We start from the raw sequence: 15,896 nt of genomic DNA on the forward strand, positions 1-15,896 counted from the left end.
CGCTCGTCCCCTCGCCCGCGAACGCCCCGCGAGAGCGCGACGGTATCACGCCGCGCGTGGGCCCGGATAGCGGGCTATCTCCGCGTGTCGAGGAAGCCGAACCCGGGGAGCGCGTCGATGCCGTAGGCGCGCAGCGCCAGCTCGTCGAGCCTGTCGAAATCGCGCCGCTGGAAGGAGCTGCGGAGATCGCTCATCAGCTCCTCCGCGACGCTCTCCGGCGGCGGCAGGCGGATCCGCCGCAGGTACTGGGCCTGGAAGCGCAGGTAGCCTCCGCGCATCTTGACCGCATAGGACCACACGAAGAAGAGGGCGACCCTGGAGCCGAGCAGCCCGCCGAGGGCCTCCATGTCCCAGCCCTCCGAGGTGATGAAATAGAGATTGTGGTGCGGATAGAACCTGCCCTCGTCATAGACCACCTCGTTGGAGCCCGCGATGTCGGGGACGAGCAGCTTCGGGGCGGCGGCCAGCCCCGGATAGACGCGATCGATGGTGCGGAACCAGCCAGCGCCGCCCCGCCGGGCGATGTAGCGCCTCCTGATCTCGGACTCGTGCGCGTGCAGGTACCCGGAGAGCCTGGGGTACTCCTCTAGATTGACCACCTTGCCGTCGGATCCGAAAGGATTGATGACGAACCGCCTTGCGTCGCGGATGCGGCCGTCCTCGATATCGTCTCGCATGACGAGCGGCACGAGGCGATCTCGCTCGATATCCACCTCTTCGCCGACGATGTAGATCCTGTCGCTCCCGGTGGCGACGCCGATGCCGACGCGGGTCCCGCCGACCTCCTCGATCGGCGCGAACCGCGCCTCGAGCGCGCGCAGGGCCTCGAGGTGCTCTGGCGAGCCGAGCACCCACGGGTCGTCGCCCTCGAACCAGGAAGCGTACTCCGACACGGCGACGCCGGAGCCGCGCTCCGCCGCGCCCGCCTCACCGCGCCGCTCACCGCGCCGAAGAGCGGCGGAGGCGGCCTCGCACTCCTCCGGCGAGGCGGTGCGCAGCGTCGCGACAGGGACGCTCCCCGTCTTGCCGGGCGACACGGCGAATATCGACGGGTAGGCGACGACCTCGGACTCGAAGGGAGAGGCGCCGCGCAGATCGACGTAGCACCGCACCTGGAACCACCTCGACAGCATCCGCCGGAGCGGCGCGCCGTACCGGTTGAGGGTCCAACGGTCGGCGCAGATGAAGGAGAGGACCCCGCCGGGCGCGAGGAGATCGAGGCCGCGCTCGATGAACGCCACGTAGAGATCGGCGCGGTCGTAGAGCGACCTGTACCGGTGTCGATACTCCTCCTGGAGCTCGGGTGAGAGCTGTTCGATCCTGACATAGGGCGGGTTGCCGACCACCGCGTCGAACCGGCGTCCCTGGCTGGTGAGGAGGAAGTCGCCGTGGGCGATCCAGGCCTCCGAGAGGCGCGTCGCGTCGGCGTGCGGCAGCCCGAGCCGCGCGAGGGCGCCGGCGACCGCGAGGCGCGCGCGGTCGACGTGATCTCGCTCGACGTCGTACGACCGGATCGCCGGCTCGATCTCGAGGAGGTCGCGATCGTGGCGGCGCGCCGACTGGATCAGCCGCTCGGCGGCGGGGACAAGGAACGCGCCGTGGCCGCAGGCTGGCTCGAGCAGCGACAGCGACGCGAGATCCCGGTCCGCGGTGTAGCCCGCGAGATCGAGGATGAGATTCACGACGTGGGGTTTGGTCAGCACCACGCCGTGGGCCTCGCCCGACGAGCGCTCGCCGTAATCGTAGGCGCTCTGCGGGAGCATGACCGTCAGATCGAGGGCTGTCTGCATTGGCGCCGCCAGCATGGTAGCCGCGATCGGCGCGCGCGGGCGACGCTCCACGGCAGCGCTCGCCGCGCGGTCGCTGCGCCCGAGGCCGCGGCCGGCCGCCTCGCGCCGGGCCTCTTCTCCGCTCGCGTGCCGCCGTCGAGGCGCTTTCTGCTTCTCCTTCCGCTTCCGCGCTCGGGGCGAGGCGCGGATCGCGTTTCAGGGGGCGTCGCCATCGAATAGGGTAGAGTCGCCTCATGGCGTTCCCCCTGTCTGTCTGTCCCGCCAATCGCATCGCGGCGAGCGTCGCCCGCGGAGGCGCGGTGCAACCGCCGGCCGCCGGCCCGGACGCCCGGTCGAGCGAGGGGGTCACGTGATCCTCGGCATCGGCATCGACGTGTGCGGCATCGGACGCATGGAGGAGGCGCTCGCGCGGTGGGGGGAGCGGTTCTGGGAGCGGGTGCTGTCCGAGCCGGAGCGCCGCTCGCTCGCGCACCGCGTGGACCGGGCGACGGCGCTCGCGGGCCGCTTCGCCGCGAAGGAGGCCGTGGTGAAGGCGATGGCCGGCGCGCCGGGCGTCGGCTGGCACCACCTGGAGGTGCGCGGCGCGCCGCGCATGCCGCCGACGATGGCGCTCCACGGGCCGGCGCGCGCGCTCGCCGAGCGCATGGGCGTCCGGCGGGTCCACCTGTCGATCACGCATGACGCAGGCGTGGCGGCGGCGGTGGCTATCCTGGAAGGGGACGGCGAGAGCCGATCCCCGACCGAAGCAGACGAGGACGGCGAGAGCCGATCCCCGACCGAAGCGGACGAGGACGGCGAGAGCCGATCCCCGACCGAAGCGGACGAGGACGGCGAGAGCCGATCCAGCCTGGACGACGAAGGGAAAGAGCGCTCGTGATTCCGGTCCTATCGCGCGCGCAGATGCGCGCCTTCGACAAACACGCGATCCACCAGTGCCACGTCCCCGGCGTTGTCCTCATGGAGAACGCCGGCCGCGGCGCCGCCGACGTGATCTCGGCGATCATCGAGGGGCGGAGCGCCGGGCAGCCCGGCGACGCCGCGCACCGCGCGCCGCACCTGCCCGCGTCCGGCCTTTCGCCCGCGCGGGCGTTCTGGCCAGCGACGTTGCCCTCCGGGGCGGGTCTCCGGGGCCGCCCCGGGAGCGTCCCGCCGCCGAACGGCCGCCGCGACGCCGAGGAGGCCCGCGCCGCGCGCATCCGATCGTTCCCGGTGCGGCATGTCCCGAGCCCGGGGCAGCCCGCGACGTACCCCCTCCACGCCCGCGTCGTCGTCGTCTGCGGGGCTGGCAACAACGGCGGCGACGGCTTCGTCGTGGCGCGCCACCTCATCGCCCGCGGCGCGGAGGTCCAGGTCTTCCTCGCCGCCCGGTCCGAGAAGGTCACCGGCGACAGCCGCATCAACCACGACGCGTACGTGGATCTCGGCGGCGCGCTGACCGAGCTCCCCCCGGGCGCGTCCCTCGCCCCGCTCGAGGTCGCGCTCGCGGAGGCCGACCTCGTCGTCGACGCGATCTTCGGCACGGGCCTGGACCGCCCCATCGAGGGCCACCTCGCCGACGTCATCGGCGTCCTCAACACGGCGACCTGCCTCTGCATCGCGCTCGACGTGCCCTCGGGCCTCGACGCCGACAGCGGCGCGCCGCTCGGCGCCGCGGTGCAGGCCGACGAGACCGTCACCTTCGGCCACCTCAAGATCGGCCTGCTCACGCCCGAGGGGGCGCGGCTCGCGGGCAACGTCCACGTCGTCGATCTCGGGGTCCCGGACCGGCCGATCCTCGCGCAGGTGGGATACGTCGCGGAGGTCCTCCGCAAGGAGACGATCGGCTCGTCGCTGCGCCCGCGCGAGGCGAGCGTCTACAAGCACCAGGCGGGCAACGTGCTCGTCATCGCCGGCTCGTCGGGCAAGCTCGGCGCCGCGCTGCTGACCGCGCGCGCGGCGATGCGGACGGGCGCGGGCCTCGTGACGATCTGCACCTGGGCCGACACGGCGCGCGCAATGGAGTCGCGCGTCGTGGAGCTGATGACGACCTCGATCGATCCGGCCCGCATCGCCGCGTCGCTCGACGGCGCGCTCGCCGGGCGGCGGGCGGTCGCCATCGGCCCCGGCCTCGGCCTCGACGAGCGGGCGCGGGCCGCGGTGGATCACGTCGTGCTCGGCTGGGACGGCCTGAAGGTCGTCGACGCGGACGCCCTGACGCACTTCGTGGGCCGCCCGGAGGCGCTCGCGACCGCGCGCGGGAGCCTCATCATGACGCCGCACTCCGGCGAGCTCGGGCGGCTCCTGGGCCGGAGCGCTCGGGCCGTCGAGGAGGACCGCTTCGGCGCGGTGCGCGAGGCCGTGGCGCTCACCCGGGCGATCGTCGTGCTGAAGGGGGCGCGCACGGTCATCGCGCTCCCGGACGGCCGCATGTTCATCTGCATGGCGGGCAACCCCGCGCTCGCCACCGCCGGCTCGGGCGACGTCCTGACCGGGATGATCGCGGCCCTCCTGTGCTCGATGGATCCCTCCGCCGCGGCGAGCGCCGGGGTGCTGATCCACGCGCTCGCCGGGGATGTGTGGCGCGCGCAGACGGGCAGCGATCGGGGGCTGCTCGCGGGCGAGATCGCCGAGCTGGTCCCGGGCCTGATCGCCGCGCTGGCCGCCGGGAGCGACCCGCTCTCGACGTGACGCGAGCGCCTGCTCCGCGGGACGCCCCGCCCGGCGCCCGCTCCGCGGGACGCCCGGCCAGGCGCCCGCGCGGGTGGGGCCGCCGGGCCGGGCGCGCCGCGGGGCGGCTCGCCACCCTGGCGCGCCCGTTCTCCCTGCTGTCGATTTGACACGCGCGCGCGTGTCTCCGCCCGCGCCGTTCAGCGTGATTCGCGGCCTTCGCGAGGTCCGCACGGTGGCACCTGCCTTGCCAGTGCCGGTACGACAGGAGGTCCCGCCATGCTCGTCCACGCCGCTCATGCCCCCGCCCGGTCCTCGAACCCAGCGCCGCCGTCGCCCGGCGCGACGCGCGCGCTCGGGCGCGGGCCGTCCTTCGGCGCGGCGCGGACGGCGCCAGGAGAGGGCTCGCGGGGAGCGGCCGACGAGCTGCTCCGGGGCCTTGTCGAAATGACACCGGAGCTCTTCGGCCGCGCGCTGCGGCTCTCCCGGACGCCCGCGACGGCCGAGGACCTCGTGCAGGACACGGTGGAGCGCGCGATCCGGTTCGCGGGGAGCTACGAGCCCGGGACCAACCTGCGGGCGTGGGTGCACCAGATCCTCTTCAGCGTCTTCATCACCCGCTGCCGCCGCAGCCGTCGCGAGCGCAACGCCCTCGACGTGCTCGCGAGCGACCCGTGCGCGTGGACCGCGCCGGAGCGCTGCGCCGACGTGCACGCCCTCTCGCCCGGCGTGCGGCGCGCGCTCGCGACGCTCCCGCCGACCTTCCGTGACACCCTGGTGCTCGTGGATCTCGAGGAGATGTCTTACAAGGACGCAGCGACGCGGCTGGGCGTCCCGGTCGGCACCGTCATGAGCCGCCTGCACCGCGGCCGGAAGCTGCTCGCCGAGGTGCTGCAGGGCGAAGCGCCGGGCGCCAAGACCGAGGCGAGGAGCGACGTGAAGGCCGCGGCGGCATGAGCGATCGCGGCGGCGATCTCCGTCGCCCGCGACCGGGCGTCACGCCGCTCCTGCGCTGCGCCGCTGCGGCCCGATTCGCCGCCCCAACGAGGGCTCTTTGGGCCGCCTGCGCGCCGCGCCTGCCTTCCGCGCTCGCGCGCTGCGCCTGCTTGCCGCGGTGATCTGCGCCCCCTACCATCGTCGTGCCACCGAGGAAGCGTTCCTCGCCAGGAGGCATCATGGCAACGACCGCGAGAGAGCCTCACGTCGTGATCGTCGGCGGAGGGTTCGGCGGCCTGAACGCGGCAAAGGCGCTCCGTGACGCGCCCGTCCGGGTCACCCTCGTCGACAGGACCAATCATCACCTGTTCCAGCCGCTGCTCTATCAGGTGGCGACGGCCAGCCTCTCGCCGGCCGACATCGCGGTCCCGATCCGATCGGTCCTGTCGCGCCAGCGCAACGTCCGGGTCCTGCTCGGCGAGGTGACGGGCGTGGACCTCGCCGGCCGGCGCGTCTCCGTCGACGGCGACCCGCTGGACTACGACTTCCTGATCCTCGCGGTCGGCGCGACGAACAACTACTTTGGCCACGAGGAGTGGGCCCGGTTCGCGCCGGCGCTCAAGAACCTCGACGAGGCGCTCACCATCCGCGAGCGCATGCTGCTCGCCTTCGAGGCCGCCGAGCGCGAGGAGGACCCCGCAGCGCGGCGGCGGCTGCTCACGTTCGTCGTCATCGGCGGCGGCGCCACGGGCGTCGAGATGGCCGGCGCCTTCGCCGAGCTCGCGCGCTACATCCTCGCGCGCGACTTCCGCTCCCTCGACCCCTCGCTCTCGCGGGTGCTGCTCGTCGAGATCGGCGCCCGCATCCTCCAGGCGTTCCCGGAGAGCCTCTCTGCGAGCGCCGAGGAGCAGCTCACGTCCCTCGGGGTCGAGGTCATCAAGGGGCGCCGCTTCCGCCGCATCGACGAGCAGGGGGTGGAGTTCGAGGACGGCGAGCGCCTCCGCGCCGCGACAGTCATCTGGGCCGCGGGGGTCCGCGGCACCCCGCTCGCGCACGCGCTCGGCGTCGAGCTCGATCGCGTCGGCCGCGTGAAGGTCGGGCCGGACTGCTCCCTCCCCGGGCACCCGAACGTCTTCGCGATCGGCGATATGGCCATGCTCCGCGACCGGAACGGCGTCGACGTGCCCGGCCTCAGCCCCGCCGCGATCCAGGAGGGGCGCTTCGTCGCGCGCTGCATCCTCGGCGATCTCGAGGGCCGCCCGCGCGGGCAGTTCGCCTACCTCGACAAGGGGACGATGGCGACCATAGGCCGCTCGCGCGCCATCGCGAAGGTCGGGCGCCTGCAGATGTCGGGCACGCTCGCGTGGCTCGCCTGGCTGGCCGTCCACGTGCTGTTCCTGATCGGCTTCAGGAACCGCTTCACCGTCATGTTCGCGTGGATGTGGCAGTACATCACCTTCAAGCGCGGCGCCCGCCTCATCACCGGCCATACCTCGCCGGTGCTGCTGGCGGCGCCTGCGCCTTCGCTGCGTCGCCCGTCGGCCGCGAGTCCGGCCGTGGAGGCCGTCTCCAGCGGCCCCTGAGCGCGCCTTTCCCCCCGCTTGCTTGACGCGCGCCCTCCACCATGGCGGATACGCGTCCAGTGAAGGCACGCAGAGCCCAGACCCCCGCGCGATCGGCGGCTGCCGAGCCGCCGTCCCCACCCCCGCCCCCGGCGAGCGAGCCTGGCGGGGACGACCCGGCGTTCGACGAGGCGTCGGACCTCACGCCGGTCGTCGCCTCCAACCTGAAGCGGTTCCGGGCCGAGCGCGGCCTCTCGCTCGAGCGCCTGGCGAAGGCGTCCGGGGTGAGCCGGGCGATGCTCGGGCAGATCGAGCTGGGCCAGAGCACGCCGACCATCAACGTGCTCTGGAAGATCGCGCGCGCCCTCGGGGTCCCCTTCTCGGCGCTGATGAGCCAGGCGACCTCGCCCGTCACGACCGTGATGCAGGCCTCGCACGCGCGCATCCTGCGCTCGCGCAACGGCGACTTCTCTTCCCGGGCGCTCTTCCCGATGGACCGGCCGCGCAACGTGGAGTTCTACGAGCTCCGCCTCGCGCCGCGCTCGGTCGAGCACGCCGACGCGCACGCCCCGGGCACCGCGGAGAACCTGATCGTCACCGAGGGCTCGGTGGAGATCACCGTGGCCGGCGAGCGGCGCCTGCTCGAGACCGGCGACGCCATCCTGTTCGAGGCCGACAGCCCGCACAGCTACCGCAACCCGGGCAGCTCCGAGGCCGTCATGTACCTCGTCATGACCTACGGCTCGCGCGGGTAGGTAGCCCGGCCGCATTTCCGGACCCCACCGGCCTCGTGTCCCTCCGGTATCCAAGACATGTCCTCCGTTATTTTGGCAGAACTCCCTTGCGTCCTCTGCTTTAGCGTGAGATATGTCCGTTATAGCGGCGGTTACCCGCTGCGAGGAGCAAGGAGGCGGAGCGATGCGGATCACCTGGATTGGTGGGTTGGATCGCAACCAGGCTCAGCTGGAGCGGATGGCCCTGCAGGCGGGGCACCATCTGGAGTTTCATACGGGCAACACGGGCGGCCGCGGGGCGGCCGAGCTGCGGGCGGCCATCGAGCGGGCCGATCTCGTCATCGTGCTGACCGACGTGAACAGCCACGGCGGTGTGCTCCTCGCCAAGAAGCTCTGCCAGAAGCTCGGCCGCGCGGCGTTCATGGCCCGGCGCTGCGGCGCCTCGCGCTTCCAGCAGCTGCTCGACGCGCTCGCGCAGCGGGAATCGCGGTATCTCGCGGCTGGATGAGGGAGTAGGGACGATCGATGGGATGCTTGATGACGATGCTTTGTTGTGTGCTGGCGCTGGCGCTCTCGGCGTGCTCGAAGGGCGATGCGGCCGGCGCCTCGAAGTCGGGGTCGCTGCAGATACTGAACGTCTCGTACGACCCCACGCGTGAGCTCTATGAAGAGGTGAACGCCGCCTTCGCGAAGCGCTGGAAGGAGCAGAGCGGACAGGACGTCACCATCAAGCAATCACACGGCGGCTCGGGCAAGCAGGCCCGGTCGGTGATCGACGGGCTCGAGGCGGACGTGGTCACGCTCGCGCTCGCCTACGACGTCGATGCGGTCGCGTCTGCCGGGTTGATCAAGGAGGGATGGCAGGCGCGCCTCAAGGACAACAGCGCTCCTTACACGTCGACCATCGTCTTTCTGGTGCGCAAGGGCAACCCCAAGGGCATCAAGGACTGGGACGATCTCGTGAAGGAGGGCGTGGCGGTCATCACCCCGAACCCCAAGACCTCCGGCGGGGCGCGGTGGAACTACCTCGCCGCGTGGGGGTACGAGCTGAAGCGGGCGGGCGGCGACGAGGCGAAGGCGAAGGATTTCGTCGGCCGACTCTTCAAGAACGTGCCCGTCCTCGACACGGGGGCGCGCGGCTCGACCACGACGTTCGTCGAGCGTGGGCTCGGCGACGTCCTGATCGCCTGGGAGAACGAGGCGCTGCTCGCGGTGAAGCAGAGCGGGCAGAACGGCAAGGACAAGCTCGAGGTGATCGTGCCGTCGATCAGCATCCTCGCCGAGCCGCCTGTCGCGGTGGTCGACAAGGTGGTCGACAGGCGCGGGACGAGGGCCGCGGCGGAGGCATACCTCGCCTTCCTCTCCACGGAGGAGGGGCAGCGCATCGCGGTGAAGCACTTCTATCGCCCGCGCAACCCGGCGATCCTCGCGGCGGCCGAGTCGGAGGGGGTCTTCCAGAAGGTCGCGCTCTTCTCGATTGACGACGTGTTCGGCGGGTGGCAAAAAGCCCAGAAGACGCATTTCTCCGACGGCGGCGTCTTCGACCAGATCTACCAGGCCGGTAAGTAGACTTCGTGGCTCTCCTCTGGCGGCGACAGAGCGTTCTGCCCGGCTTCGGGCTGGCGATGGGGATTACGGTAACGTACCTGTCGGTGCTCGTGCTTGTCCCGCTGTCGATGATCTTCCTCAAGACGGCGACGCTCCAGCCCGCCGAGATCTGGGCGGTCGTGACGTCGCCGCGCGCCGTCGCCTCCTTGAAGATGAGCTTTTCCGCGTCGCTCATCGCGGCGGGCATCAACGCGGTCTTCGGCGTCCTCGTGGCGTGGGTGCTCGTGCGCTACAGCTTTCCGGGCAAATCGATCGTCGACGCGCTCGTCGACCTGCCCTTCGCGCTGCCGACGGCGGTCGGCGGCATCGCGCTCACGGCCATCTATGCGCAGCAGGGGTGGGTCGGTCGGTTCCTGTACCCGCTCGGGATCCAGAGCGCGTTCAGCCGCCTGGGCGTCGTCATCGCGCTCACCTTCGTGGGGCTCCCGTTCGTCGTTCGGACCGTCCAGCCGGTGATGGAGGAGCTCGAGGTCGACCAGGAAGAGGCGGCGGCGTCGCTCGGCGCGGGCCGATTCGAGATCTTCCGTCGCATCCTCCTGCCTGCGCTCTGGCCATCGATCCTCACCGGGTTCGCGATGTCGTTCGCGAGGGCGTTCGGCGAGTACGGGTCGGTCGTGTTCATCTCCGGGAACATGCCGCTCAAGACGGAGATCACGCCGCTCGTCATCATGACCAAGCTCGAGCAGTACGACTACGCGGGCGCGACGGCGCTCGCGCTCGTGATGCTGCTCTGCTCCTTCGTGCTCCTCTTCCTGATCAACCGACTCCAGTCCTGGAGCGGCGCGCGCGTGTCGTCGCGGAGCCCTGTCGAAGCGCCCAAGCCTGCGTCCGAGCGGCCCGCGGGGGCCAGAGCGCCCGGGGTCGCGTCGTAATGGCTGGCGCGGCGGGCAAGCTGCGGGTCAGGTCGCGCGGGGCGGTGCGCGGCGCCACGTCCGAGCCCCCGCTGGTGCGCTGGGCGCTGACGGCGGTGGCGCTCGCGTTCCTCGGGTTCTTCCTGTTCCTGCCGGTCGTGTCGGTGTTCATCGAGGCGTTGAAGGACGGCCTCGCGGGGTACTGGCGGGCGATCACCGCGCCGGACGCCGTGGCCGCCATCGAGCTGACGCTCACGACCGCGATCGTCGCCGTGCCGCTCAACCTCGTCTTCGGCGTGGCCGCGGCCTGGGCGATCGCGCGCTTCGAGTTCACGGGAAAGAGCCTGCTCGTCACGCTCATCGATCTGCCGTTCGCGGTCTCGCCGGTGATCTCCGGCATGATCTTCGTCCTGCTCTTCGGGGCGCAAGGGGTGCTCGGCCCCTGGCTCATCGAGCACGACCTCCGGGTCATCTTCGATCGTCCGGGGATCATCCTCGCGACGACGTTCGTGACGTTCCCGTTCGTCGCGCGCGAGCTCATCCCGTTCCTGGAGAGCCAGGGGGCCGACGAGGAGCACGCGGCGCTGTCGCTCGGCGCGAGCGGGTGGAGCATGTTCTTCCGCATCACCCTCCCCAACGCGAAGTGGGGCCTGCTCTACGGCGTGGTGCTCTGCAACGCGCGGGCGATGGGCGAGTTCGGCGCGGTGTCGGTCGTCTCGGGGCATATCCGGGGGCAGACCAACACCATGCCGCTGCACGTCGAGGTGCTCTACAACGAGTTCCACTTCTCGGCGGCGTTCGCCGTCGCCTCGCTGCTCGTCCTGCTCGCGCTCCTGACGCTCGTGGCGAAGCGCCTTATCGAGTACCGGGCGGAGCGAGACGCCGCTCCGGCGATCGACCCGGCGGCGAAGGCCGGCGCGGGGTGACGCGCGCGCGCTGTCCGGCGCTCGCGCGGGACAGGGCGTGCGCGGAGGAGCGAGGGCCGCTGGAGGACTCGGCGCGAGCGGCATGAGAGGGAGCGCCGGGGACACGGCGCTTCCCTGGAATCGCCGTTGCGCGGGAGAACGGAGCGCGCGCGGAGAACAGCGGATCTCGACGCCTCGACCCGCGTGAGCGCCGCGTGAGCGCCGCTGTCGGGCTGCGCCCAACTTGCGATTGGCCCCCGGCGCTCCAGGTTCGAGGGAGGGGTCACCATGCGGTTCTTGGAAGCGGTTGGGCGTGTGATCGGCGGAGCGCTGTCTCCCATCGCCTTGGGAGGCAGCTTCATCCGGAGAGCGAGGTTGTTCCATCCCGACGGCGTGGTCTACTGCGCCGGGGTGAAGGCGCTCGCGGCGGAGGGCGAGGTCGGCGCGCTGGCGCAGCGGCTTGCGGGGCCGGCGCTCGTGCGGCTCTCGGGCGGGATATGGCGGTGGCGGGACGGCAAGGGCGAGCGCCGTCCGGAGGTGCTGGGGGTCGCGGTGCGCTTCCGGACCAGCGAAGAGGTGACGCCGGTCGCGAGCGCCGGCGATCAGGATCTCCTCTTCGTGAGCGCGCGCCGATTCTGGCTGCTCCCGTTCGCGCTCTTCACGACGAAGAGGCACGATTTCCTGGACAACGACTACTACGCGCTGGCGCGGTTCGACGTGGCCGGCCTCGGTCGCGCGGAGTTCCGCCTGGTGCCGTTGCGCGCGTCGGTGGTGAAAGGCAACCGCCGGGAGAAGCTGGAGCGCGCCGCTGCGGCGGGGCTCGCGCTGATGCGCCTCGAGGTGAGGCGAGGGGGATCGCGCGCGCGGTGGATGGCAGTGGCCGATATGGAACTGTACGAGCCGGTGGACATCGACCAGCGCGCCCTCCGCTTCAACCCGTTCCAGACGGGGAAGGGGATCGTGCCGCGCGGGCTGCTCCAGGCGACGCGGCGGGCGGTCTACATGGCCAGCTACATCGGGCGAGCCCTGGGGGGGCGGGAGAGGGTGCCGCGCGCGAGAAGGACGCGGCGCGGCGGGCGCGAACAGTAATCAGCGGGGCGGCGCCGGGGTGCGGTGCGGGGGGTTCTGGAGGGCTGCGGGGGAACGCGCGGAGGCCCTCTCCCCCCTCCGCCGGCTCCAGGATCGGGACGGAGGGAGCTGGAAGACAGAGCGAGAGCGGGAACGGCGACTGAACGAGCGCGGCGGAGCGCCGGCGGAAGAGGCGGCTCGGCCGCGTGAATGGAGACGGGGGCACCAAAGGCGTTGACAGCCGGGCAGAGATGAGGCATGACCACCCGCCGCTTCGAACAGTCGGTGAGGTAGCCAAGTGGTTAGGCAACGGTTTGCAAAACCGTTATACGCGGGTTCGAATCCCGTCCTCACCTCCGCACGGACGTCACAGTTCGACTCTGCCGGTGGCATGCGACGGTGCCCAGCATCGCGCACCACGACGCCTCGATCGACGTCCGAGAGTTGTCGCAGCGGGCAGCGGCGATACTTCGTGCGCCACGGTTCTGGATCCAATGGATCGAGCCGAACGGCGCTGATGAGCCCGTGACGCACGAAGATGCGCCCCGCCATGGAGCACCTCGGAAGAGATTACTTCAGAGGGAACCAGACGGACTCGTAACGGAACGTCACCTCTTCGCCTGGATGGATGTCGCGCACGGCGACGATCTCCATTTCCCTCGACGCGAGGTGTCGGATGACCTTTGCGTTTGGCTCAGGGGAGTGGTTGTACAGCATCCCGAGCCCGGTCGGGATCGCCGCCGCGTGCTCTCCCCAGAGGAAGTAATACGCGTGGAGCGCCGTCTGCTCGAGCAGCTCCCACTGCGGATCCGGGAGCACGATCACCGGCACACGTTCGACCGTCTCGTCCTTCGCGATGAGGCCGCGCGCGAAGACGCCGAGACCCCTCTCTCCACTTGAGCCAATCTTGAGCTTCGTCATGGGCACGGCGTTATTGATCGGGCCGGCGAGGGCGCGGCGCGCCGCCTCTCGCCTCTTCTCCAGGTCTCGCCGCAGCCTGCCATGGGCTGATGCCAGCACCAAAAATTTTGCGCTCCACGACTCGGACGCTGGCGGCCATGAGGCCCGCGCGTCGATGCCCGGGCTCGTGATATTGTGGCGTGGCTGGATTGGCTCACCGCCGCGAGGAGGCTGGTGATTCCGGCGCGCTGACGCATGGCCTCGGATCTCCCGCGAAAGCCCGCCGTGCCGCCCGACGCATCGAGCGATCGGGCCGCACCCGTGGAGCGTACGCTCCCCGATGACGGTGGCGCCGACGGCTCGGGCCCCTCGCCGAGCGATCGCGCGCCGACGCGGCTCTGGTCCCCGCGGCGGTCCGCGGCCGAGCGTGCGCGAGCGGCGCTGGGCGCGCTCTTGCGAGCGGCGCTGGGCGCGCTCTTGCGGCGGGAGCCTCGCGCGCCGCGGCCCAAGCTGCCGCCCCGCGCGCTGCTCCTCCGCTGGGGAAAGCGGCTCGCGATCGCCCTCGCCTGCCTCCTTACTGTCGCCGTGGTCGCCTTCTTCCTCGCCGTCCATCACTACGAGCGCGACCTGCCGACCACCGAGGAGCTCAAGAGCTACAACCCGCCGCAGGTGACGCGGTTCCTCGCGCGCGACGGCACCGTCATCGGCGAGCTCTTCGTGGAGCGCCGGACGCTCGTGCCCGTCATCGAGATCCCGCCGGTGATGAGCCTCGCGGCGCTCGCGGCCGAGGACGCCAGGTTCTACAAACACGACGGCCTCAATTACCTGGGCATGCTCCGCGCGTTGCTCGTCAATCTGCGCTCGGCGGAGGCGCGCCAGGGCGGCAGCACGATCACCCAGCAGGTCGTGAAGAACGTGCTGCTCACGCACGAGCGCACGCTGGACCGGAAGATGCGCGAGCTCCTCCTCGCACGCCGCATCGAGCAGGAGCTCACGAAGGACCAGATCCTCGAGCTCTACCTGAACCACATCTACTTCGGGCACGGGCGCTACGGGGTCGAGGAGGCGGCGCGGTTCTACTTCGGCAAGAGCGTCCGTCAGGTCACGCTGGCCGAGGCGGCGCTCCTCGCGGGCCTCGTGAAGGGACCCTCCATCTACTCGCCGCGCGTGAACAAGGAGCGCGCCGAGAAGCGCCGCGCCTTCGTGCTCGGTCAGATGCGCGAGAAGCGCTTCCTGCCCGCGGCGCAGATCGACGCCGCGCTCGCGGAGCCGATCCGCCTCGCGCCCGAGCCGGAGCACCTGGACGAGCTCGCGCCCGAGGTCCTCGCCGAGGCCGAGCGCGCGCTGCGGAAGGCCGTCGGGCCCGACGCGAGGTACGGCGGCTACACGGTCGTCACCTCGATCGACCCGAAGATGCAGGCCGCGGCGCGCGCGGCGGTGCGCCAGAACCTCGACGCCTACGCCGCGCGGCACGGGCTCGTCGCGCCGTTCACCCGCGCCAAGGGGGATCCGGCGCCCTTCCAGGGCGCGCCCAAGGACGCGGGCCGCGCCTACCTCGGCGCGGTGACGGGCGCCGACGACGCGCGCGGGACGCTGGCCGTCAGCGTCGGCACGGCGCAGGGCACCGTCGATCTGCGCAAGGAGCGCCGGTACAACCCGCGCGGGCTCCCGCCGAGCCGCTTCGCCGAGGTCGGCAAGGTGCTGCGCGTGCGCTTCGAGGGCGGCCCCGAGGCCGGCAAGCTCCGGCTCGACCTCGGCCCGCAGGGGGCGCTCGTCGCGATCGACGCGCGCACGCGCGAGATCGTCGCGCTCGCCGGCGGCTACGAGGGCGCGCGCGGCGGCCTCGATCGGGCGAGCAACGCGCACCGCCAGCCAGGATCGACCTTCAAGGCGATCGTCTACGGCTACGGCATCCATTCGCGCAAGCTCACGGCCGCGTCGATGCTCGAGACCGACCCGGCGGCGCTCGAGGGCTATCGGCCCGGCAACTACGACGAGAGCGAAGGGCAGAGCCCGAAGCGCCTGCGCGAGGCGCTCGCCCACAGCGTGAACGTGGCCGCTGTGTCGGCGCTCCGGGACGTCGGCCCCGAGGGCGTTGTCGCGTGGGCGCGCGAGCTCGGGATCGCGTCGAAGCTCGGCGCCGATCTGTCCCTCGCGCTCGGCTCCTACGAGGTGACCCCGCGCGAGATGGCGGCCGCCTACGCGACGTTCGCCGCGGGCGGCGCGTACCAGGAGCCCGTCCTCGTGACGAGGATCACGGGCCCGCGCGGCGAGGCGCTGCCCCTGCCGGCGCGGCCCCCGCCGCGCCCGGTGATGACCGCGGCGGAGGCGTACATCACGACGGACCTGCTCACCTCGGTCGTGAAGGTCGGCACGGCGAAGCAGGCGCTCTCGCTGCGCCGGCCGATCGCCGGCAAGACCGGGACGACGAACGACGCGAGGGACGCGTGGTTCGTGGGCTACTCGACCGACATCGCGTGCGCCGTGTGGACCGGCTTCGACGACGCCTCGACGCTCGGCGCGCGCGAGGTGGGCAGCAGCGCCGCCCTGCCGGCGTTCATCGCGTTCATGGAGAAGGCGCACGCGGGGCGGCCGGCGACCGACTTCCCGGAGCCGCTCGGAATCGTGCGCCTCCCGATCGACCCGGAGAGCGGGATGCCGGCGTTCCCTGGCCAGGAGGGCGCGGTGGAAGAGGTGTTCCTTGAGGGCACCGAGCCGACCGGGGTCGCGGTGCCGGACCCGGCCGCGATCGGGCAGGGGATCCTGGACCTCTTCAAGACGCAGTGACCGTCGTGATGCGACGGCGTTTTCCCTGCGCCCTGCGCCGCGGTCGCCAGCTCGGGCTGGCCGGGCGCGCGGCGCCCTGGTGATCCTCGCAGCGCGACGCCGGCCCCAC

13 protein-coding genes and 1 tRNA gene are annotated in these 15,896 nt (G+C 71.8%); 12 read left to right on the forward strand and 2 right to left on the reverse strand.

From position 1 onward, the window contains the following. Nucleotides 1-74: 74 nt before the first annotated feature. Nucleotides 75-1,790 carry an Eco57I restriction-modification methylase domain-containing protein gene (locus tag WMF19_RS01815; protein WP_437897498.1) on the reverse strand — a complete coding sequence of 572 codons (1,716 nt, stop codon included), beginning with the start codon at nucleotides 1,788-1,790 and terminating at the stop codon, nucleotides 75-77. A 349-nt stretch (nucleotides 1,791-2,139) separates the two neighbouring features. On the opposite strand from WMF19_RS01815, the gene acpS reads away from it, so the two are divergent. The 11 genes from acpS (at nucleotide 2,140) to WMF19_RS01870 (ending at nucleotide 12,456) form a co-directional block, all read left to right on the forward strand. Next, entirely contained in the window at nucleotides 2,140-2,667 is a 528-nt protein-coding gene (gene acpS, locus WMF19_RS01820; protein WP_437897499.1) for a holo-ACP synthase, read from the forward strand. Next, nucleotides 2,664-4,457 (forward strand): NAD(P)H-hydrate dehydratase, encoded by a 1,794-nt coding sequence (locus tag WMF19_RS01825; RefSeq protein WP_437897500.1) that lies wholly within the window; start codon nucleotides 2,664-2,666, stop codon nucleotides 4,455-4,457. The genes acpS and WMF19_RS01825 overlap by 4 nt, the downstream gene beginning before the upstream one ends. A gap of 258 nt (nucleotides 4,458-4,715) precedes the next feature. Next, nucleotides 4,716-5,393: an RNA polymerase sigma factor gene (locus tag WMF19_RS01830; RefSeq protein WP_437897501.1), complete on the forward strand. Its 678-nt coding sequence runs from the start codon at nucleotides 4,716-4,718 to the stop codon at nucleotides 5,391-5,393. A gap of 218 nt (nucleotides 5,394-5,611) precedes the next feature. Beyond that, entirely contained in the window at nucleotides 5,612-6,955 is a 1,344-nt protein-coding gene (locus tag WMF19_RS01835; protein WP_437897502.1) for an NAD(P)/FAD-dependent oxidoreductase, read from the forward strand. Nucleotides 6,956-7,014: 59 nt separating this feature from the next. Beyond that, entirely contained in the window at nucleotides 7,015-7,689 is a 675-nt protein-coding gene (locus WMF19_RS01840; protein WP_437897503.1) for a helix-turn-helix domain-containing protein, read from the forward strand. A gap of 163 nt (nucleotides 7,690-7,852) precedes the next feature. Further along, nucleotides 7,853-8,176 carry a DUF2325 domain-containing protein gene (locus WMF19_RS01845; protein ID WP_272097438.1) on the forward strand — a complete coding sequence of 108 codons (324 nt, stop codon included), beginning with the start codon at nucleotides 7,853-7,855 and terminating at the stop codon, nucleotides 8,174-8,176. Nucleotides 8,177-8,205: 29 nt separating this feature from the next. Then, the gene (locus WMF19_RS01850; RefSeq protein ID WP_437897504.1) at nucleotides 8,206-9,237 is read left to right on the forward strand and encodes a sulfate ABC transporter substrate-binding protein; all 1,032 of its coding nucleotides are present in this window, start codon (nucleotides 8,206-8,208) and stop codon (nucleotides 9,235-9,237) included. A gap of 56 nt (nucleotides 9,238-9,293) precedes the next feature. Next, nucleotides 9,294-10,148 carry a sulfate ABC transporter permease subunit CysT gene (gene cysT / locus WMF19_RS01855; protein ID WP_437897505.1) on the forward strand — a complete coding sequence of 285 codons (855 nt, stop codon included), beginning with the start codon at nucleotides 9,294-9,296 and terminating at the stop codon, nucleotides 10,146-10,148. Beyond that, nucleotides 10,148-11,053, forward strand: a complete 906-nt coding sequence (gene cysW, locus WMF19_RS01860; protein ID WP_437897506.1) for a sulfate ABC transporter permease subunit CysW — start codon at nucleotides 10,148-10,150, stop codon at nucleotides 11,051-11,053. The genes cysT and cysW overlap by 1 nt, the downstream gene beginning before the upstream one ends. A gap of 354 nt (nucleotides 11,054-11,407) precedes the next feature. Next, nucleotides 11,408-12,121, forward strand: coding sequence for a hypothetical protein (locus WMF19_RS01865; RefSeq protein ID WP_437897507.1), 714 nt, complete (start codon nucleotides 11,408-11,410; stop codon nucleotides 12,119-12,121). Nucleotides 12,122-12,384: 263 nt separating this feature from the next. After that, nucleotides 12,385-12,456: transfer RNA gene (locus tag WMF19_RS01870), tRNA-Cys, on the forward strand. 214 nt (nucleotides 12,457-12,670) lie between these two features. On the opposite strand, the gene WMF19_RS01875 is transcribed toward WMF19_RS01870, so the two are convergent. Continuing rightward, nucleotides 12,671-13,021 (reverse strand): SET domain-containing protein, encoded by a 351-nt coding sequence (locus WMF19_RS01875; protein ID WP_437897508.1) that lies wholly within the window; start codon nucleotides 13,019-13,021, stop codon nucleotides 12,671-12,673. A 300-nt stretch (nucleotides 13,022-13,321) separates the two neighbouring features. Between WMF19_RS01875 and WMF19_RS01880 the strand changes: the two genes are divergently transcribed. Next, nucleotides 13,322-15,787 carry a penicillin-binding protein 1A gene (locus tag WMF19_RS01880; protein WP_437897510.1) on the forward strand — a complete coding sequence of 822 codons (2,466 nt, stop codon included), beginning with the start codon at nucleotides 13,322-13,324 and terminating at the stop codon, nucleotides 15,785-15,787. The last annotated feature ends 109 nt before the right edge of the window (nucleotides 15,788-15,896 follow it).

Origin of the sequence: Sorangium sp. So ce124, assembly GCF_051525235.1 — a bacterium.
Taxonomy (GTDB): Bacteria; Myxococcota_A; Polyangia; order Polyangiales; family Polyangiaceae; genus Sorangium; species Sorangium atrum.

Coding starts and splice junctions, on each gene's coding strand:
- WMF19_RS01815 (WP_437897498.1), bottom strand. CDS start 1,790: ATGCAGACAGCCCTCGATCTGACGGTCATGCTCCCGCAGAGCGCCTAC.
- WMF19_RS01830 (WP_437897501.1), top strand. CDS start 4,716: ATGCTCGTCCACGCCGCTCATGCCCCCGCCCGGTCCTCGAACCCAGCG.
- WMF19_RS01835 (WP_437897502.1), top strand. CDS start 5,612: ATGGCAACGACCGCGAGAGAGCCTCACGTCGTGATCGTCGGCGGAGGG.
- WMF19_RS01845 (WP_272097438.1), top strand. CDS start 7,853: ATGCGGATCACCTGGATTGGTGGGTTGGATCGCAACCAGGCTCAGCTG.
- WMF19_RS01850 (WP_437897504.1), top strand. CDS start 8,206: ATGACGATGCTTTGTTGTGTGCTGGCGCTGGCGCTCTCGGCGTGCTCG.
- cysT (WP_437897505.1), top strand. CDS start 9,294: ATGGGGATTACGGTAACGTACCTGTCGGTGCTCGTGCTTGTCCCGCTG.
- cysW (WP_437897506.1), top strand. CDS start 10,148: ATGGCTGGCGCGGCGGGCAAGCTGCGGGTCAGGTCGCGCGGGGCGGTG.
- WMF19_RS01875 (WP_437897508.1), bottom strand. CDS start 13,021: ATGACGAAGCTCAAGATTGGCTCAAGTGGAGAGAGGGGTCTCGGCGTC.